The organism is Shimia isoporae (assembly GCF_004346865.1).
Classification (GTDB): Bacteria; Pseudomonadota; Alphaproteobacteria; order Rhodobacterales; family Rhodobacteraceae; genus Shimia; species Shimia isoporae.
Window position 1 is genome coordinate 95,615 of sequence record NZ_SMGR01000001.1, and the last position, 19,426, is coordinate 115,040.

General features: G+C 57.3%; 19 protein-coding genes. 13 read left to right on the forward strand and 6 right to left on the reverse strand.

The genetic code is table 11. The features are described from left to right. Positions 1–38 precede the first annotated feature (38 nt). Positions 39–878 carry a universal stress protein gene (locus BXY66_RS00510; RefSeq protein WP_132858234.1) on the reverse strand — a complete coding sequence of 280 codons (840 nt, stop codon included), beginning with the start codon at positions 876–878 and terminating at the stop codon, positions 39–41. A gap of 224 nt (positions 879–1,102) precedes the next feature. Here BXY66_RS00510 and ccoN point away from each other — a divergent pair, with 224 nt between their 5' ends. The 9 genes from ccoN to ccoS all read left to right on the forward strand — a co-directional run bounded on the left by ccoN (position 1,103) and on the right by ccoS (position 10,219). Further along, complete coding sequence (ccoN, locus tag BXY66_RS00515) at positions 1,103–2,704, forward strand: cytochrome-c oxidase, cbb3-type subunit I (protein ID WP_132858235.1); 1,602 nt, start codon at positions 1,103–1,105, stop codon at positions 2,702–2,704. Between the two features lie 14 nt (positions 2,705–2,718). Next, on the forward strand, positions 2,719–3,447 hold the full coding sequence (ccoO, locus tag BXY66_RS00520; RefSeq protein WP_132858236.1) for a cytochrome-c oxidase, cbb3-type subunit II: 729 nt from the start codon (positions 2,719–2,721) through the stop codon (positions 3,445–3,447). An 11-nt stretch (positions 3,448–3,458) separates the two neighbouring features. Next, on the forward strand, positions 3,459–3,644 hold the full coding sequence (locus BXY66_RS00525) for a cbb3-type cytochrome c oxidase subunit 3 (RefSeq protein WP_132858237.1): 186 nt from the start codon (positions 3,459–3,461) through the stop codon (positions 3,642–3,644). Next, the gene (gene ccoP / locus BXY66_RS00530; RefSeq protein ID WP_132858238.1) at positions 3,641–4,519 is read left to right on the forward strand and encodes a cytochrome-c oxidase, cbb3-type subunit III; all 879 of its coding nucleotides are present in this window, start codon (positions 3,641–3,643) and stop codon (positions 4,517–4,519) included. The genes BXY66_RS00525 and ccoP overlap by 4 nt, the downstream gene beginning before the upstream one ends. Before the next feature lie 349 nt (positions 4,520–4,868). Further along, positions 4,869–5,864, forward strand: a complete 996-nt coding sequence (locus BXY66_RS00535; RefSeq protein ID WP_165929066.1) for an AraC family transcriptional regulator — start codon at positions 4,869–4,871, stop codon at positions 5,862–5,864. A 108-nt stretch (positions 5,865–5,972) separates the two neighbouring features. Beyond that, complete coding sequence (gene ccoG / locus BXY66_RS00540) at positions 5,973–7,406, forward strand: cytochrome c oxidase accessory protein CcoG (RefSeq protein WP_132858240.1); 1,434 nt, start codon at positions 5,973–5,975, stop codon at positions 7,404–7,406. Next, entirely contained in the window at positions 7,406–7,867 is a 462-nt protein-coding gene (locus BXY66_RS00545; protein WP_207911274.1) for a FixH family protein, read from the forward strand. The genes ccoG and BXY66_RS00545 overlap by 1 nt, the downstream gene beginning before the upstream one ends. Before the next feature lie 2 nt (positions 7,868–7,869). Then, positions 7,870–10,056: a heavy metal translocating P-type ATPase gene (locus BXY66_RS00550; protein WP_132858242.1), complete on the forward strand. Its 2,187-nt coding sequence runs from the start codon at positions 7,870–7,872 to the stop codon at positions 10,054–10,056. A gap of 4 nt (positions 10,057–10,060) precedes the next feature. Further along, positions 10,061–10,219 carry a cbb3-type cytochrome oxidase assembly protein CcoS gene (ccoS, locus tag BXY66_RS00555; RefSeq protein WP_132858243.1) on the forward strand — a complete coding sequence of 53 codons (159 nt, stop codon included), beginning with the start codon at positions 10,061–10,063 and terminating at the stop codon, positions 10,217–10,219. Positions 10,220–10,239: 20 nt separating this feature from the next. On the opposite strand, the gene dld is transcribed toward ccoS, so the two are convergent. The 3 genes from dld to BXY66_RS00570 form a co-directional block, all read right to left on the reverse strand. Further along, a complete protein-coding gene (dld, locus tag BXY66_RS00560) occupies positions 10,240–11,928 on the reverse strand; it encodes a D-lactate dehydrogenase (protein WP_132858244.1) in 1,689 nt (562 codons plus the stop codon). A gap of 175 nt (positions 11,929–12,103) precedes the next feature. After that, positions 12,104–13,498 carry a D-alanyl-D-alanine carboxypeptidase family protein gene (locus BXY66_RS00565; RefSeq protein ID WP_425057050.1) on the reverse strand — a complete coding sequence of 465 codons (1,395 nt, stop codon included), beginning with the start codon at positions 13,496–13,498 and terminating at the stop codon, positions 12,104–12,106. 229 nt (positions 13,499–13,727) lie between these two features. Continuing rightward, complete coding sequence (locus tag BXY66_RS00570; RefSeq protein ID WP_132858245.1) at positions 13,728–14,429, reverse strand: HAD family hydrolase; 702 nt, start codon at positions 14,427–14,429, stop codon at positions 13,728–13,730. Between the two features lie 92 nt (positions 14,430–14,521). Between BXY66_RS00570 and clpS the strand changes: the two genes are divergently transcribed. From clpS to hemF, 4 genes are read left to right on the forward strand one after another with little or no spacing between them, the layout of a single operon-like run. Then, the gene (clpS, locus tag BXY66_RS00575; protein WP_132858246.1) at positions 14,522–14,863 is read left to right on the forward strand and encodes an ATP-dependent Clp protease adapter ClpS; all 342 of its coding nucleotides are present in this window, start codon (positions 14,522–14,524) and stop codon (positions 14,861–14,863) included. 27 nt (positions 14,864–14,890) lie between these two features. Next, the gene (locus tag BXY66_RS00580) at positions 14,891–15,874 is read left to right on the forward strand and encodes a class I SAM-dependent methyltransferase (protein WP_132858247.1); all 984 of its coding nucleotides are present in this window, start codon (positions 14,891–14,893) and stop codon (positions 15,872–15,874) included. 48 nt (positions 15,875–15,922) lie between these two features. Next, positions 15,923–16,723 (forward strand): SDR family NAD(P)-dependent oxidoreductase, encoded by an 801-nt coding sequence (locus BXY66_RS00585; protein ID WP_132858248.1) that lies wholly within the window; start codon positions 15,923–15,925, stop codon positions 16,721–16,723. Between the two features lie 17 nt (positions 16,724–16,740). Next, positions 16,741–17,634, forward strand: coding sequence for an oxygen-dependent coproporphyrinogen oxidase (gene hemF / locus BXY66_RS00590; RefSeq protein ID WP_132858249.1), 894 nt, complete (start codon positions 16,741–16,743; stop codon positions 17,632–17,634). A gap of 66 nt (positions 17,635–17,700) precedes the next feature. On the opposite strand, the gene BXY66_RS00595 is transcribed toward hemF, so the two are convergent. Both BXY66_RS00595 and hemC read right to left on the reverse strand, forming a co-directional pair. Beyond that, positions 17,701–18,270: a hypothetical protein gene (locus tag BXY66_RS00595; RefSeq protein ID WP_132858250.1), complete on the reverse strand. Its 570-nt coding sequence runs from the start codon at positions 18,268–18,270 to the stop codon at positions 17,701–17,703. A gap of 104 nt (positions 18,271–18,374) precedes the next feature. Continuing rightward, entirely contained in the window at positions 18,375–19,334 is a 960-nt protein-coding gene (gene hemC / locus BXY66_RS00600) for a hydroxymethylbilane synthase (protein ID WP_132858251.1), read from the reverse strand. Positions 19,335–19,426: the final 92 nt, after the last annotated feature.

Below are 19,426 nucleotides of genomic sequence, written 5' to 3' on the forward strand. Positions count from 1 at the left end.
GACGTCGGTAAAACGTCGGTATTACGTTGGCGTTCTGATCAGTGGGCCATGAACACCGGCATCGTTGCGCGCTCCAGCATATTTCTGGTCGCACCGCCGAGAATCGCCTCGCGGAAGCGCGAATGACCATACGCGCCCATGACAATCATCTCGGCCCCCTTGTCCGTCGCGTGACGCAGAAGAACATCGGAGACGCGGGGTTGAGTCTTTGAAATGACATCGACCTCAACCCGGACACCGTGTCGCGAGAGGAACTGTGAAAGCAGGCCGCCGGGGTCGGAGCGGTTCGGACCGTGAACGGGGGGATCGATCACCACCACATGTACGGCTTCCGCGGCTTTTAGGAAGGGTAGGGCGGCACGTGTGGCCACCAACGCTTCGGCGCTTTCGTTCCAGCCGATGCAGACGGTTTTCGGCATGGTCACCGGCTTGCCGTCGTCGGGGACCATAAGCACGGGTGCCTGACCTTCAAAAAGGGCGGCTTCGATGGTTGGTTCGAGTTCGGTTCCATGATTTGGACCGTAGGGCTTTGGCAAGATCACCAAATCTGAGAATCGGGCACGCATTGCGACGTGCCGGCCAAGGTCGGCAATTTGCGCCACACCCGAATCACAGGCCCAACGAAGATCGGTTTTTCCCAGTGTCTCCTTGCACTTGGCTTCGACCTCCTCTGCTTCCTTTCGCGCTCGTGCGAGCATTTCTTGCATCATCAGGGCGTCGGCGCCCGCGTAGAAATATCCGTTCTGGCTGCGGTCAACACCCAACGTCAGAACGTCCAGATGCGCGTCCTGGGATTCGGCAAGCGCCATGCCTTGTGCAAGCGGTGCGTCAGAGAAGTCTGTGTCTGTGAGCACGCAGAGCAAAGATTTGTAGGCCATCTTTTCTTTCCCGTGTTATGAAAAAGGTGCACGTCAAAGTTAGCTTTATGAATGTGGAGATTATTCCACACTCGGCTGACTTTTCAAAATAGGGACACAGCGTTGAGGTTGTCGCCTTGACCCAGATCAAGGAACGGACTTCGGCGGTCCCGCATTAACGCACTCAGTCTAAATCCGTCCGGGCGCACGAAAAAATGGCACCGGGCAAGACAAAGGGACGCAATATGGTAAATTACTTCAAGCTGATCGTGCTTGGCCTTATCACGCTTTTTGCGATGATGGCGGCCAACTTTGCACGTGATACGGCTTATATGGTGCATGCCTGGATAATCATGGCAGTATCATTCGGGCTGTTTATTTCGACATTGCGCGGGATCGGAACCAAGGCCTTTCACCCGCAAGACGAATATATGGATGACGTGATCCGTTACGGTGTGGTCGCGACCGCCTTTTGGGGGGTTGTTGGCTTCCTCGTTGGGGTTGTGATTGCCTTTCAACTCGCCTTTCCAGCGCTCAATTTTGAATGGGCGGAAGGCTATGCAAACTTCGGGCGACTGAGACCGCTGCACACATCTGCGGTGATTTTCGCATTTGGCGGCAACGCTTTGTTGGCAACGTCTTTTTACGTTGTGCAGCGCACAAGTGCCGCACGCCTCTGGGGTGGCAACCTCGCGTGGTTCGTTTTCTGGGGCTACCAGCTTTTCATCGTTCTGGCCGCAACCGGCTACCTGCTGGGCGGCACGCAGTCCAAGGAATACGCTGAACCGGAATGGTACGTCGACCTTTGGCTGACAATCGTCTGGGTGTGCTATCTGGCGGTGTTCCTCGGTACGATCATCAAACGTAAGGAACCGCATATCTATGTGGCGAACTGGTTCTTCCTTTCGTTCATCGTGACCGTTGCGATGCTGCACGTGGTCAACAACCTGACCATTCCGGTGTCGATCTGGGGCTCCAAGTCCGTGATCGTTTGGGCCGGTGTGCAGGACGCAATGGTACAGTGGTGGTATGGCCACAACGCGGTGGGCTTCTTCCTGACCGCGGGTTTCCTTGGAATGATGTACTACTTCATCCCGAAGCAGGCCGAGCGTCCGGTATTTTCCTACAAACTGTCGATCATCCACTTCTGGGCACTGATCTTCATCTACATCTGGGCTGGTCCGCACCACCTGCATTACACCGCGCTGCCTGACTGGGCTTCGACCCTTGGCATGGTGTTCTCGGTTGTGCTCTGGATGCCGTCCTGGGGTGGTATGATCAACGGTCTGATGACCTTGAGCGGTGCGTGGGACAAGCTGCGTACGGACCCTGTGATCCGCATGATGGTGATCTCGGTCGGCTTCTATGGCATGTCGACTTTCGAAGGCCCGATGATGTCCATTCGCGCAGTTAACTCGCTGTCGCACTACACTGACTGGACCATTGGTCACGTGCACTCCGGCGCGCTTGGCTGGAACGGCATGATCACCTTCGGTGCGCTCTACTTCCTGACCCCAGTGCTCTGGAAACGCGAACGGCTCTATTCGCTGTCGCTGGTCAGCTGGCACTTCTGGCTCGCCACAATCGGCATCGTGCTCTACGCGGCGTCCATGTGGGTGACCGGTATCATGGAAGGTCTGATGTGGCGTGAAGTGGATGCCAATGGCTTCCTTGTGAACTCGTTCGCCGACACCGTGGCTGCGAAGTTCCCGATGTATGTGGTGCGCGGTCTGGGCGGGGTCATGTTCCTCGCTGGGGCAGTGATCATGTGCTACAACCTGTGGATGACTGTGCGGAAAGCGCCGGCCAAAGAGGCCAGCCTGTCCGTCGCGGTCCCGGCTGAATAAGGAGGGCCGGAGCAATGGCAATTCTCGACAAACACAAAATCCTCGAGACCAACGCGACCCTCCTGCTGGTGTTCAGCTTTCTGGTCGTGACCATCGGTGGCATCGTGCAAATCGCGCCGCTTTTCTGGCTGGAAAACACCATTGAAGAGGTGGAGGGTATGCGTCCTTACACTCCCCTCGAAATGGCTGGCCGCGAGATCTATCTGCGTGAAGGTTGCTACGTCTGCCACAGTCAGATGATCCGTCCAATGCGTGACGAGGTTGAACGCTATGGTCACTACTCTCTGGCCGCAGAATCCAAATGGGACCACCCGTTCCAGTGGGGATCCAAGCGGACCGGGCCGGATATCGCCCGCGTCGGTGGTCGTTACTCGGACGAGTGGCACGTGGACCACATGCGTGATCCGCAGAGTGTTGTGCCTGAATCGGTGATGCCGAAGTACGGCTTCCTCGAGAAAAAGCAGATCGATGGCCGATACATGGGTGATTTGCTGAAGGCCAATGCGATCGTGGGTGTGCCTTACACCGAAGACATGATCGCAAATGCGCAGGCGGACTTTGCTGCGCAGGCTGATCCGGACAGCGACTACGACGGTTTGCTGGAGCGCTATGGCGAGAACGTCAACGTGCGCAACTTTGACGGCAATCCGGGTATCAGCGAGCTGGATGCGATGATCGCATATCTGCAAATGCTGGGTACGTTGGTCGACTTCTCGACCTTCACGCCTGATGCGTCTCGGTAAGGGGGGAGATTATGGAAACCTATTCTTTCCTCAGAGAGTTCGCTGACAGCTGGATGCTGCTGTTCCTGTTCGCTTTCTTCCTCGGGATCGTGGTCTGGGTGTTCCGCCCGGGCGCATCCAAGGAATATCGCGACACGGCAGAGATCCCGTTCCGGCATGAAGACAAACCCGCCACGGACAAGGAGGCGAGGACATGAGCAAACCACCGAAGAAGCTCGAAGGCGATCCGACCACCACTGGCCACAGTTGGGATGGGATTGAAGAGTTCAACAACCCGCTGCCGAAGTGGTGGGTCTGGGTCTTCTACATCACCATCATCTGGGGCATCGGATATACCATATTCTATCCGGCATGGCCTGGCATCAACGGCGCAACTCAGGGTGTGCTTGGCTGGTCGACGCGGGCCAACGTGCAGGCCGATATCGACAGCTTCAAAGAGCAGCTTGGCCCGATCAACGCAAAACTCGAAGCGGCTGAGCTGACCGAGATTGCCACCGATCCGGAGCTGGGGCCTTACGCGGTGTCAGCGGGTGCAGCGGTCTTCAAGACCTGGTGCGCGCAATGTCACGGGTCAGGTGCGGCCGGTGCCAAAGGGTATCCCAACCTGCTTGACGATGACTGGCTTTGGGGCGGTGACATCGAAAACATCTATCTGACGGTCAAACATGGTATCCGCAACGAAGTGGACGACGAAGCGCGTTACTCGCAGATGCCCGCATTTGGCGATGACTATCTGGAAGATGCGGACATCGATGCTGTTGCCAACTTTGTCATGTCGTTGTCGAGCGATCCGATGGACGCTTCCGTCGTCGAAGCGGGGGCAGAGGTGTTCGCCAACGAATGCGCGAGCTGCCATATGGAAAATGGCATGGGGGACCCTGAACAGGGGGCGCCGAACCTTGCCAATGGCATCTGGCTTTACGGTGGCACCTATGAAGACATCGTGGAAACCGTCACCTACAGTCGCTTTGGCGTGATGCCACCGCGCGGCGGTGCGCCGGAAACAGCGGTGAACGAAGCTTTGATCCGCGCGGTCTCGGCTTATGTCCACCAGCTTGGTGGCGGCGAATAAACCGCTTTGGCTACGACAAGCTTAGGGCCGCCCGATGGGGCGGCCCTTTTTCGTTTTGGCAAGGCGCAAAAAAGAGACAAAAAAGAGTGTCGTCTTGACCGAGATCAAGTTTCAGGGCGGGAATCCGCGTTAGTCTTTGGTTAAGGGAGCGGTGACTTGCAGTCCCAACTCCCTGAATGCCCAACTTTCGGGCTATCGGTATCGGTCCTTCCGTCCTGTTCGCGCGTTTCCTGGAAGGGCCGATACCCAATTTCCCAAAAAGAATATGCAGATCGTGCCATTCTGGTCGCAGATTATGCCAATCCGATTTGAGGTATGCCATGTTGGGCATACTCAGTTGGAATGGCCCATGCAAAAACAACCGCGTTATCCGATCCAGAAGATGTCCCGGCAGGTTTTCGAACTGTTGGGGCTCAATGTCGAGCGCATCATGCGTCGGTCCGGGCTGCCGGTTGATCTGGTGGATCATGATCCGCGGGGCATTACTGCGGAGCAATTTTACGCGGTTTGGGACGCGATTGACGAAGAAACAAGCGGTGGTGACACGCCGTTCCAGATGGCACGCGCCTTGGCCAAGGGGCCTTTTGCACCTGCCCTGTTTGCGTTCTCCTGCAGTCCCAACATTCTGGTCGGTCTGGAGCGACTGGCAGTTTTCAAGCCCTTGGTGGCCCCAATCCGGCTGCTTATTTCGCAGAACAGCTCCCATGTGAAACTTGAGTTCGCCACGTCCGATCCTGCTTTTGTGATGCCAGAATCGATGATTGCATTTGAGCTTGTGTATTTCATTGAGATTTGCCGCAATTTCACAGGCGTCGACATCGTGCCCGAAGGGATCGAGATGCCGAAGCTGCGCTTGGATCAAGCGGACTACGATCGATATTTCGGCCGTCGGGCGAACGAAGGCAAAGGGCCAAGCCTGACGTTGTCGCGAGAGGATGCACTCCGTCCTTTGATCTCGGAAAACGCACAACTTTGGGCCGGGTTTGAACGCGAACTCAACAAGCAACTCGCGGAGCAAAAGCGCAATACGCCTATGACACTGCGCGTACGCAATGCGCTGATGGAACTTTTGCCGTCGGGGCAAGCCTCGGTGGATGCAGTTTGCGGACGGTTGCTGACAAGTCGGCGCAGCTTGCAGCGGCATTTGAGCGCAGAAGGCGAAACCTTTCAGAAGGTTCTGGACGATACACGATCGGATTTGTCGATGCATTACCTGCGTCGCGGCGACATGAGCGTCGAGGAAATCTCTTATTTGCTGGCGTATCGCGACCCGAACAGTTTCTACCGCGCGTTCCACAGCTGGACGGGAATGACGCCAAGCCAAGCGCGCCTGATCGAAGCCTGAAGATTCAGAGGCTTACAAAAGCTGACTCGGAAATGTGTGATTTGACACAGGTCAAAGTTCTGGCGTGCTATGGTGGGCGAAATACTGCCTAAATTCCTTTTGCCATGAGTGAGTGATTCCGTGAGCACACCACCAGAGCCGTCGCTGTATGCCTCCCGCGAGCCGATTTTTCCCAAACGTGTGAAAGGCAACTTCCGGAACCTGAAGTGGTATCTCATGGCGGTGATGTTGGGCATCTACTACATCACACCGTTTTTGCGCTGGGACAGGGGCCCAAGCCTGCCTGATCAAGCGGTATTGATTGACCTTGCCAACCGGAGGTTTTTCTTCTTCATGATCGAAATCTGGCCGCACGAGTTCTACTTCGTTGCGGGACTTCTGATCATGGCGGGGTTGGGGTTGTTTCTGTTTACGTCGGCCGCAGGACGGGTTTGGTGTGGCTATGCCTGTCCGCAAACGGTTTGGACAGACCTTTTCATTCTGGTGGAGCGCTGGATTGAAGGGGATCGCAATGCCCGCCTGCGGCTGCACAGGCAAAAGAAACTCGATTTTCGCAAGGCGCGACTGCGCGTCACCAAATGGGTTGCTTGGTTGCTGATTGGCCTCGCGACGGGCGGGGCTTGGGTGTTTTATTTCGCAGATGCTCCGACGCTTGCCGTTGATCTTGTGACCGGGCAAGCGCATCCGGTGGCTTATACCACCATGGCCATTCTGACCTTTACCACGTTCTTCTTCGGCGGGTTTGCGCGGGAGCAGATTTGCATTTACGCCTGCCCATGGCCGCGCATTCAGGCGGCGATGATGGATGAAGATACGTTGACCATCGGGTATCGCGAATGGCGTGGCGAGCCCCGCAAGGCGCGAGGCGTGGACGAGGACACACAAGGCGACTGCATCAATTGTATGGCTTGTGTGAACGTGTGCCCCATGGGGATCGATATTCGCGACGGACAGCAGATGGAGTGTATCACCTGTGGTCTTTGTATCGATGCCTGTGACGAAATCATGGACAAGATCGGCAAGCCGCGTGGCCTGATCGATTACCTTGCTCTGACGGACGAGCCGCGCGAGCGCGAAGGCGGAAAACCGCGCCCGATCTGGCAGCATATTTTGCGGCCACGCACCATCCTTTATACTGTGTTGTGGTCGGCTGTCGGTGTCGCGCTTATCGTGGCGCTGTTCCTGCGGTCTGACATCGAAGCGACGGTGGCACCTGTGCGCAACCCGACCTTTGTGACACTGTCGGACGGATCGATCCGAAATACCTATGAAGTGCGCTTGCGCAACAAACATGGCGACGATCGTCCTTTCCGGATCACGGTCAAAGGCGATTTGACCCTGCGCATCGAACTTGAGGGTACGCCATATGAGACGGTGACGGTGCCGGCGGATACGATGTTGAACCAGCGGGTTTACGTCATCGCGCCAAGTGGTTCGGCACCGGCGGAAGGACACCTGACCGAATTCCGGTTCTGGGTGGAAGATATCAGCAACGGGGACCGGGTGCACAAGGACACGGTCTTTAACGGGAAGGGAAATTGATGAGCGAGAAGAAGTTTACAGGCAAGCATGCCCTGATGATCTTCGTCGGCGCTTTCGGGATCATCATCGCGGTCAATCTGGCACTTGCATATAATGCTGTGGCGACGTTTCCGGGCCTGGAAGTGAAGAACTCCTACGTCGCCAGTCAGCAATTCGACCAGAAGAAAGCCGCGCAGGAAAACCTTGGATGGACCGTGGATGCACGGGCCAAGGGCGGTCTTCTGATCCTGTCGATCACGGATGCGGAAGGCAAGCCGGTGCAAGTTGGCAAGCTCGATGCTGTATTAGGGCGGGCCACGCACGTCAAAGACGACACGCGCCCCGATTTCCAGTTTGACGGAACGGCCTATGTGGCACGTGAGGAGCTGGAACCCGGCAACTGGAACATCCGCATGAAAGCGACTGCGCTGGACGGCACGCCGTTCGAGCAGCGCGTGGTTCTGCGGGTTCAGAAAGGCTAGGCATGACGGCCGCGTTGCGCCCATCGGTTTCGGCCTGTCCGGCCTGTGATGCTGCTCCGGCAGCGGCCGCCTTGGCGGATGCCGCGCCGCTTCCGGATGCGCGGATCGCGCTGTCGGTGCCGGCCGTTCATTGTGCAGCCTGTATTTCGACGGTCGAGGGGGCATTGGCCCGTCACCCCGGAGTTAAGTCCGCGCGTGTGAACCTGACGCTGAAGCGGGCATCGGTCGAAGCAGACGCAGAGGTGAGTGCGGCAGAACTGGCCGAGGTTCTTGCGAAAGCAGGCTATGAGGCGCATGAACTGGATGCCGGAACACTTAGCGCCACGGAAAACGACAAGGCGGGCCGCGATCTTTTGATGCGCCTTGCGGTCGCGGGCTTTGCGTCGATGAACGTAATGCTGTTGTCGATTTCGGTCTGGTCCGGTGCCGAAGCGGCTACGCGTGACCTGTTTCACTGGATTTCGGCAGCGATCGCGCTGCCCACGATCATCTTCTCAGGCAAACCGTTTTATGTGCATGCCTGGAATGCGCTGAAGAACCGGCGGCTCAACATGGATGTGCCGATTGTGCTGGCGATCGTGCTGGCGGTGGTAACCTCGCTTTGGGAGACTTCCCTGTCCGGCGAACACGCCTACTTTGATGCGGCACTCGCGTTGGTCTTTTTCCTGTTGGCAGGGCGATATCTGGATCACCGGACACGTGCGGTGGCCAGATCGGCAGCAGAAGAATTGGCCGCGCTTGAAGTGCCGCGCGCGACACGGGTGTGTGAAGGTGTCGAAGACGTTGTACAGGTCAGCGAGTTGAACGTTGGCGACCTTGTTTTGGTGAAGCCAGGCGGGCGGATGCCTGTGGATGGCGAAATCGTAGACGGTCGCAGCGAACTGGACCGCAGCTTGCTGACGGGGGAAACCTTGCCGGTGTTTGCAGAGCCCGGGCTTGGCGTAAGCGCGGGGGAAGTGAACCTCACCGGTCCGTTGGTGATCCGTGCAAGCGCTGTCGGTGAGCAAACTAGCTTGCATCGTATGGCCGATCTGGTTGCAGTAGCTGAGTCCGGCCGGTCAAACTACACCTCTTTGGCGGACAAGGCGGCAAAGCTCTATGCGCCGGGGGTACACATTTTGTCGGCGCTCAGTTTCCTCGGCTGGTACCTCTATACCTTTGACATGCGCACGGCACTGAATATTGCGGCCGCAGTTCTTATCATCACCTGCCCCTGTGCTCTGGGACTGGCTGTGCCTGCTGTAACCACGGCGGCATCTGGCAGACTTTTCCGCAAGGGTATGTTGATCAAGCACTCCACCGCGTTGGAACGCATGGCGCAGGTAGATACGGTCGTTTTTGACAAGACGGGCACTCTGACGGCTGGGGCGCCGGAGCTGGTAAATGCGGAAACCTTTTCCGAGGAGGAATTCGGAGTGGCTCTGGCGCTGGCGATGGGTTCGTCGCATCCCCTTAGCCAGGCGATAACGCACGCAGGGCAGGCAGCGGGCATCCGGCCTGCGCGGTTGAACGAGATTGAGGAAGTGCCTGGCTACGGAACACAAGGGCAGCTTGAAGGACGGCGCGTGCGTCTGGGGCGTGCCAGTTGGGTCGGCGCCGACGCGCGCGAGCAGACTTCGGCGTACCTTTCGATCGGTGATGCGGCGCCCAAGGCTTTTCTCTTTGCTGACAGCTTGCGGGCAGGTGCCGAAGAGGCGGTGGCGGCGCTCAAGGACGCCGGTATGAATGTTGTCCTGATTTCCGGAGACACGACAGGGGCTGTCGAAACTTTGGCTGAGCGCCTTGGCATCGAGCGGTGGGTGGCGGAAGCATTGCCCGAGGATAAGGCAATGAGGGTTCAGGCGATGTCGGACAAAGGGCAACACGTCCTGATGGTCGGCGACGGTTTGAATGACACGGCCGCACTTGCCGCTGCGCATGTATCGATCTCTCCGGCTTCGGCGCTGGATGCGGCGCGCGTTGCGTCTGACATCGTTTTGCTGGGCGGCGATTTGTCCCCGATTCCGGATGCGCTGGTAACCTCCGCTTCTGCCATCAAGCGTATTCGTGAAAATTTCCAGATTGCGACTGTGTACAATGTCATCGCCGTTCCGCTGGCGGTGGCAGGTTTGGCGACGCCGCTGATTGCCGCATTGGCGATGTCCCTGTCGTCGATTACAGTTTCGCTGAATGCACTGCGCCTGAGGTAAACCGATGCAGATTCTAGCCTACCTAATCCCGATCTCGCTCTTTTTAGGGGGCGTTGGGCTTGTGGCGTTTGTCTATACAGTGCGTTCCAACCAATACGACGATCCCGAAGGTGATGCGCAGCGGATCCTGTCGGGACAGTATGACGACAAGCCAAAGACCTGAATTCGGAGGCTTTTGCGAGCCTAGTCGGCATAGTGTTTTTTGCGGGACATCTTGCCGATGCCGGGGTTGAAGGAGTTTGTCGGGTCAACCGACTTGTAGTGATCCGCCAATGCCGGTTTCGCGGTGTAGAGATGCCCGACGTTGTGTTCAGCCGGATATTCGGCGCCGCGTTGATCGAGAATCTCCAGCATCGCCTTCTTGAGGGCCGCCGGATCGCAGCCCTTCTTCACGATGTAGTCCTGATGCAGCACGTGGCACAGGAAATGGCCATAATAGAGCTTGTGGCTCAGTTGGTTGGCGATTTCGGGAGGAAGCTTTTCTTCCCACTCGGCAGTATTGCGCGGCAGAGCGATGTCGAGGGCGAGGACATCTTCCACGTCGTTGGGATTCACCGCCTGATATCGGATGGCTGCACCTGCGGCCGCGAAACGATTGAGGCCCGCCAATTTCCCTTCTCGGGCGTCGCACTCGAAAAAGTCTCCTTCTCGTGCAGCAAAGAAGTTGCGCAGGAGTGCTTCGGCTTCGTCGATGCCACCATCATGGGTTTTCAGGATCAGGTGGTGCTCAAATCGGTCGCGGTAGTCCATCAGCCTTTTGGGGAGAACACGAGGCCAAATGCTTGCCAGTGCCTGCATGAAACGGTCGGTGCAGTTGCGAGGCATCAGCGGCCATTTGTTGAGGCGGGCGTCGATCGCGCCCTTGATGGCAAAGAAAGTCGGCAATCGGTCCGTGCCAAGCTTGTCGATCATCACCACGGTGTCTTTGCCATACTTTTCGGAGATATCGAAAATTTCGCGGTGCATGTATTCCGCTGAGGTGGGCAGTGTCTCGCACCCGGTCAACAGACTGCGGCGTAGCTCGGCCAGATCAGCGGCTTCGTTGGTGCCGATGTAGAACGTCTTTTCTGCGCCATACTCCGGATAGGTGTCGAGCCGCACGGCAAAAACCGCCAGTTTGCCTGCACAGCCACTGGTCTCGTAGAGACCCTTTGGATCGGCGTTAAATCGTGCGGGTCGGTCTGAAGCCACATCGCGGACGCGTTGGGCATAGTCGGTACTGGAGGCCTTACGGTTCGTAGTCTCGACTGCGGTTTGTGCAAAGTCGCCGGATTGCGCGCGCGTCAGAATTTCCTCCGGCGTGTTGCCGAGATCGATGCCGAGATGGTTCACCAGTTCCAGCTGGCCATCTTCGGCTATACGCGCATAAAGCGAGAGTTCGGTGTAGGCCGGACCGCGTTCTACAAGTGCGCCGCCGGAATTGTTGCAGACGCCGCCAACAATCGAGGCGCCAATACAAGAAGATCCAATAACGGAATGGGGTTGGCGCCCCAGCGGAGCAAGCTTCTTTTCCAACGAAAACAGCGTTGAGCCGGGTAGGCTGAGAACCTGTTTTCCGTCATTGAGCAGATGGATTCCGTCCATCCGGCGGGTGTTGATAACGACGACATCACGGTCATAGGTGCCTTTAGGGGTCGAGCCTTCGGTCAGTCCGGTGTTGGCGGCTTGAAGAATGACGATGTGATCCGCGGCGACACAGGCCTGAAGCACTTTCCACATTTCCAGAAGTGTGCCGGGTTGCGCCACAGCCAGAGCAGCACCTTCTCCGGAGCGAAAGCCTTTGCGGAACCGTTCAGTGGCGCGAGGATCGGTTAACACCTGGCGTTTGCCACAGATGGATTGGAGTTTCTGGATGAATGCGCTGTTGTCCACGATGGGCCTCCGCAAGGTCACTTTGGGAATGCTTGTGGTTTAGAAGAGTTCGTTCTCGATTTCCATAGTTTTGGACAACTTTTTTTACCAATTTTCCGATTTGGGTTTTTGGCCAAACAAAAAGCCTGCAAAACAAACTGTTCTGCAGGCTTTTTTGGTTAGCTTTCCGCGTCGATCAGGACGGGCCGAGCGTATAGCAGGTGATTTGGCGCGCCTGAAGGCGGCGGCAGGCCAGATCTGCCGTTTCTTTCGTCATGCCCATGAAGTTGGCTTCAAAGCCACGGGAGTTCTTGACCACCTTGCGCAGGCTGCCATCAAGCGTCGACATTTCAGCCAGCGCAGTTTTTAGCAGCATCTTTTCGGCGGCATAACGGCTGCCGTAGCGGCCGACATTGATACCCCAGTGCCGCCCACCCGAAGTAGAGACACGGGTGACCACTTTGGGTTCGGGCGGGGCCTGTGGCACGGGCGTGACGCTTGCCAGAACGAGGCCGTCTTCTCCGGCTGCGGCCAGGAGCGCAGACTGAATATCATGTTCGATAACTTCGGCAGCCGCCACGATGGTTCCCTGATTGTCTACAGTGACCTGTGCCACTGCCGCAGGTGCCGCAGGGGCCTCGCCGCTGCCGGGCCGTAGGCGCGGGCGTAGGGATTTCTTGACTGCGGTTGCCACCCGGATGGTTTTGCCTGCGCCCTTGGAAGAACCGGTATAGGCGGGCATAGCCGGTTTGCGCAGGGCGACGTGGCTTGCTGAGCGCGCAAAGCCGAGGTCAAGCAATTCGGCGACCTTGGCGTTCCGAGTTGCGGTGGAACGTCCGCCGAATACAGTGGCGATGACACGCTTGCTACCGCGTTCCGCCGAGGCCACGAGGTTAAAGCCTGCGGCGCTCGTGTAACCTGTCTTGATTCCGTCCGCGCCACGATAGGCGTCGAGCAAACGGCGGTTCGTGTTGTTTACAGCTTTGATGCCCGCATGCGTGGAACGGCGTGAGAACAGGTTATAGTAGTCGGGATAGTCGTAGAGCATGTGACGGCCCATCGTGGTCATGTCCCGTGCAGTGGAGAGGTGACCGGAGGCAGTCAGGCCATGGGCGTTCTTGAACGTGGTGTTGCTCATGCCGAGCGCTTTGGCGGTGCGGTTCATGCGGCGGGCAAATGCAGCTTCGGAACCTTCGATGGCCTCGCCGATCGCTGTAGCCGCGTCATTGGCGGATTTGATCGCGGCAGCACGGATCAGATAGCGGAGCGCGATTTTCTGTCCGCTTTGCAAGCCGAGTTTGGACGGGGGTTCGGCGGCTGCGTTTCTGGAAATCTTCACTTTAGTATCAAGCGAGATTTCCCCGTTCTCCACCGCCTCAAAGGCGATGTAGAGCGTCATCATCTTGGTGAGAGACGCCGGATGCAGACGGGTGTCTGCGTTGCGAGAATGAAGCACCTTGCCGGATCGTGCGTCAACGACCATCGCCGCATAGGGAGCGGCCATGGACACCACTGGCGCCATGATTGCGGACAAAGCCAATACTACGATACCTAGCCCCACACGGGCCGGCCATACACGCCGAACCTTCACGAGAACTGCCCTTTTTTCTGCCTCAAAGCCGCCGGTTTTCCGGTCTGGCCATTTGTTATTGGGAGTAAGGTTAACACAGTGGAGGGATTGAATAAAGTCTATGATTTCGACGATTTGCGCGAATGACTTAAGGTTTGCCGAAGAAGGCGCGCGCAGTTTGTTTCAAGATTTTGAGGTCAGCACGATGCCAGCTACCACATCTGCACTGTTCGATCCCGTTCGGGAGAAATCAGCCGATTTCCGAGATTAACGCGGGCAGTTCGCCGAGGTCGCCAAGGGTGCGGAATTTTGTTGTGTCGGCTGGTGCGTCGGCTTTTTCGAGCTCCCACTCCAAGCCGTGTGGTACGTGGGCGGCGTAACTGCCGATAGCGACGGCCGGAACGATGTCGGAGCGCATGCTGTCCCCAACCATCATTGCGCGATCCGGCCCGTCGCCGTAGCGGGTGAACGCAGCCTGATAAACGTCCGGTGTCTTGTGGGACACGATTTCCACCCAGGAAAACAACTCACCAAGTCCGGATTGCGCCAGTTTTCGTTCCTGATCGACGAGGTCCCCTTTGGTGATCATCAAAACCCTGTGAGTTTTGGCGGTTGCCTCGACCACCTCGGCGGCGTGCGGCAATAAATCAATCGGGTGCTGCAACATTTCGCGTCCGGACGCCATGAGGTCACGAATAACCGTAGCCGGTACTTTTTCGTCGGTCACCTCAATCGCCGTCTCGATCATGGACAGGACAAAGCCTTTTACACCAAATCCGTAGTGACCGACGTTGCGCCGTTCGGCCTCTAGCAGGCGTTCTTCAAGATGACCCGGTTCAACAAAGTCGCGGAGCAGATCGGCAAAGTGCTCCTGTGTCAGTCGAAAGAACCGTTCCGTGTGCCAGAGCGTATCGTCGGCATCAAAGGCAATTGTGGTGAGGTTTTGCGGCATTGCGGACTTCCGGCGATCTGTGGCCTCTTTTCTAGCGCGGAGATCGCGCTATATAAACACGAAACCGGAAACGCGAAGGGTGCAGACCGCGCATGTCAAAGTTCAACTTGGTGATGTCTGACAATGATGACGAAGGCGAGGGCGATCTTGGGGTCGCTCTGAAGACGCGTGCCAAGACAAAGCGCCCGCCAATGTACAAAGTTATGTTGCTGAATGATGATTACACGCCGATGGAATTCGTCGTGCACATTCTTGAGCGTTTCTTTGGGATGACACACGCACAGGCGTTCGAGATTATGTTGACCGTGCACAAAAAAGGCGTCGCAGTGGTCGGTGTCTTCAGTCACGAGGTTGCGGAGACCAAAGTCACTCAGGTGATGGATTTTGCCCGTCGCCATCAGCATCCGCTGCAATGTACCATGGAAAAGGAGTGATCCGTTCCACACGGATCACAAAAGAACATGTCCACATCCCGACTTTCTGTTGCCGTGCAGGAGCATGGTCTCTCTTTGCCGTCCGAGGGACGGATAGCTGTTTTCGCGCCCAGAGCCGATGCTGATTTAAGTGCGCTTGATCGTGCGCGGGTTGAAGTCGTACAGCCAGTGAAGCCGGATCACGATGTATTCGAGCGGGCAGGTTTCGCAACGGCGATAACGGAAAGCGGCCGCTATAGTGTTGCCGTCGTGATGGTGCCAAGAGCCAAGGCACAGGCAAAGGACCTGATCTCCCGCGCGGCTGCCTGCGCAGATCTGATCGTCGTGGATGGCCAAAAAACCGATGGAATCGACAGTTTCTTGAAAGAGACGCGCAAACGGGCTGATCTGAGTGGCTCGCTTTCAAAGTCGCACGGTCGGATTTTTTGGTTCGAAGGGGGCGAGTTTGGCGATTGGCTGGCGCCCGAAACTCAGGATGCCGGAGAGGGGTTTGTGACTCGTGCGGGCGTGTTCTCGGCGGATGCCATTGATCCGGCGTCGCGCGCTCTTGCCGCTGCATTGCCGCCAAAATTGGGGCGCGTGGTTGCAGATCTTGGAGCCGGGTGGGGATACTTGTCGTCGCAGATCCTAAAGCGAGACGGCGTTGAGGTCATGCATCTGGTAGAGGCAGATCACGTTGCTCTGGAATGCGCCAAGCTCAATATCAAAGACGCCCGTGCCCAGTTTCACTGGAACGATGTTCGGGATTTCAAACCGGGAAGTCGCGTGGACACAGTGGTCATGAACCCGCCGTTTCACACAGGCCGTAAAGCCGAGCCAGACCTCGGGGTCCAGTTCATACGGACAGCAGCGAAGATACTGGCACCGGCGGGACAACTCTGGATGGTTGCCAATCGGCACCTTCCTTACGAGTCGGCATTGCGCGAGTCATTTGTCAAAGTCGAGGAAGTTGCCGGTGATCGCAGCTTCAAAATCTTGCACGCGCAACGACCATCTCGCACCAAACGGTAATTCAGCGTAAGTTCGAGCGGAATCGCGACGGAGCATTGGGGATCGTTCATGTCATTTTCTATTGCTGGTAAGACGGCGATTATCACCGGATCTGCCAACGGGATCGGTCTTGCGATCGGGCGGCACTTTGTCGAGCACGGCGCCAACGTGATGTTTGCCGATATGGACGAGAAACGTCTTGTGGCTGAACTGGGGGCACGGACCGAAGAGGGCAGCGTGCGCTATTTCGCGGGCGACCTTCGGGAGAAATTGACAATCAATAATCTGATCTCGGCGACAATAGATGCCTTTGATCAGGTGGATATTCTGATCAACGGCAGCCGCCAGGTTATCTCTTCCGAACCGCTCAATCCGGACGATGACACGGTGGAAGCTATGTTGCAGCAAAACCTGATGACGTCGCTGAAACTGTCACAGATGGTGGCGCGCCGGATGATCAAGCAGGCGGAAGGGCGCGAAGAGGGCCAGGTTGGATCGATCGTGAATCTCAGTTCAATTGCAGCACACCGTGCGCACCCTGATTTGCTGGGGTATTCGATTGCAACCGCAGCGCTGGACCAAATGACCCGGTCGCTGGCGGTGGCTCTGGCCCCCGAACGCATTCGGGTAAACGCTGTTGCTTTTGGCTCCGTGATGTCCGCGAGTTTGAAGGACACGCTCAAGGACAATCGCGAGTGCCGCGCCGAGATTGAGGACAATACGCCTCTTGGTCGGATTGCAGCGCCGGGCGAACTTGTCGATGCGGTGCAGTTTCTGGCGTCAGAGGGCGCGGGCTTCATGACAGGGCAGATTGTGACGCTGGATGGCGGTCGGTCGTTGATCGATCCGGTCAGCACACCGGCGCATTGATCAAAGGCAATTCAGGTATGACCGATTTGATGGAAAACGAGCGCTCTCGCGCAAGTGCATGGTTCCGGACCTTACGGGATGAGATCGTGGCCGCGTTTGAAGGATTGGAGGACAGCCATTCAGTTGGGCCGTTCTCGGATGCGCCGGCTGGGCGCTTTGAAGTGACGGAAACCAAACGCGCGTCAGACGACGGGTCTGATGCGGGTGGCGGACTTATGTCAGTCATGCGCGGTGGACGTGTGTTCGAGAAGGTCGGCGTGAACGTATCGACGGTGTACGGCGAATTGGGGGAACGAGCGCAGATGGCGATGGCCGCGCGCAAGGGCATACCCGGGATGAAGGAAGATCCTAGGTTCTGGGCGTCGGGCATTAGCCTTGTTGCGCATATGCAAAACCCGCATTGCCCTGCAGTACACATGAATACCCGAATGTTCTGGACACCGCATGCGTGGTGGTTTGGCGGAGGTTCCGACCTTAACCCCTGCCTTGAGTATGACGAAGACACAGCGCATTTTCACGGCGTTCAGAAAGCGCAATGTGACCTGCATGGGGACGGGCATTATCCCCGTCTCAAGGCGTGGGCAGATGAGTATTTTTACATTCCTCATCGCAAACGCGCACGCGGCGTAGGCGGGATTTTTCTGGATGATCACAACAGTGGCGACTGGGAAGCCGATTTCGCGTTCATTCAGGACATCGGGCGGGCTTTCCTGCCGGCGTTTCGGCCACTCGTCGAAAAACGCCGTGTGCAGCCTTTCGGTGAGACGGAAAAAGACGCACAGCTTGTGCACAGAGGTCTCTATGCAGAGTACAATCTGGTCTACGACCGTGGCACAAAATTCGGTCTTGAAACCGGACATGACGCCAATGCAGTGCTGATGAGCCTGCCGCCGCTGGCGAAGTGGACTTAACACAATAAAGCGAGGCATATGCCTCGCTTTTTGTTTTTGAACTTCGGGTTTGGCGCCGCTTTGGGTTTAGCGCCGCTTTTTGGCCATGCGAATATCGCGGCACAACAGCCCATGCGCCAGTTCGATTTCATCATGGGCGCCGCGGATGGCGGTGATTTCATGGCTGGTGTCGTTCAGGCGGATGCGGAGTGCGGCCTCGCCCGGTGGCATGTCCGATCGGCGCACATAAATGCTTTTGACCTTGCTCAGGTGAATGCGGCGAGTGCCTTTTTGGCGGTCCTGACGGCTTAGAGCGCAAACCACGATTTCGCCTTTGATCGGGTCAAAGCTGATTTCGCTGCGATGACCGCGCACCGCGAAATGATAAAGCGCCATACCGACCAGAGAAAACCCGATTGACAGCAACGCTTTGGTTGAGTTGGGGTCACCTACAAAATTGGCATTTGGCAGGGTCCACTGAACCAGTGCGCCCATAACCAGAGTCAGGCCGAGGAACCGAAGCAACGCCTCGTTCCGGCTTGTGTGGCGGAACCGTCCCTTGGTTTCGCTGAACCTATAGCCGGCGTTCACCGGTGCGGCTGTTAATGAGTGCCAGCTGTCAGCACCCAATGTGCCAAGCCGAGTCATCGCGTTCATCAGTCCATCCTCTGTTCACGCCTCCAACAGAAGAATCGCCGCGAATCGTGGCCAAATCGTGATCGGATTGGCGCGTAATGATGGAAATTAACCCAGCGTCAGGGTTAACCGCGCCACGAAAAGAAATCGGCTCCGGCTTGTGACAGCAGATGACGTGCCATCTCCATGCCGAGTTCGGCTCCGTCAGAGATGGATGCCGTGCGGTCGTCTGCAATGCTTTCGGAACCGTCCGGACGTAGCACCTGACCGCGCAACCGCAGAGCTGTACCGTCCAGTTCGGCAAGGCCTGCAATTGGGGTTTCGCAAGATCCATCGAGGGCAGCCAGAAAGGCCCGTTCGGCTGCCAGCCTTTGGCCTGTGGGCACGTCGTGTATGGCCTCCAGCATTGCCGCAGTCGCGCTGTCGTCCGCCCGCCGTTCGATGCCGATAGCCCCCTGAGCCACAGCAGGTAGCATGTCGTGCGGTTCGATAGCGGAAGAGGCCACGTCGGACATCTCCAGACGGTTGAGGCCCGCCATCGCGAGGAAGGTGCAATCGGCGACCCCATCCTGCAATTTCTTTAACCTTGTCTGCACGTTACCCCGAAACTCCACCACCTTCAGATCGGATCGGAAGTGCAACAATTGCGCCCGCCGGCGCAGGGACGAAGTGCCCACGACAGCGCCTTCCGGCAGATCAGCGAGGGTCGTGGCGGATGGCGATACGAAGGCATCACGTGTGTCTTCTCGCGGCAGGTATGTGTCGAGCAACAGGCCTTCGGGCTGCGCCACAGGCATGTCCTTCATCGAGTGCACAGCAATGTCGATGCTGTGGCCAAGCAAGGCTTCCTCGATCTCTTTGGTAAAGAGACCTTTGCCGCCCAATTCCTTCAAAGGCTTGTCTTTGGCAATGAGTTGCGCGTTGTCCCCTGACGTGGTGATGATCACGATTTCAAAGGCATCATCCGGCAAATCAAAAGCGCCCATCAATCGACGGCGAGTCTCGTAAGCCTGGGCAAGGGCCAGCGGGGAGCCACGTGTGCCGATTTTCAAGGGCGAAGCGGGGGAAGGCATGGTCAAAGTCATAGGCGTCGGTCTAATCCTGAGTGGACGGTCTGGCAAGCGCGGAAGGGTTGACAGACCGTCCGTTGCGCGTGACCTAGGGAACGATTTCTGGC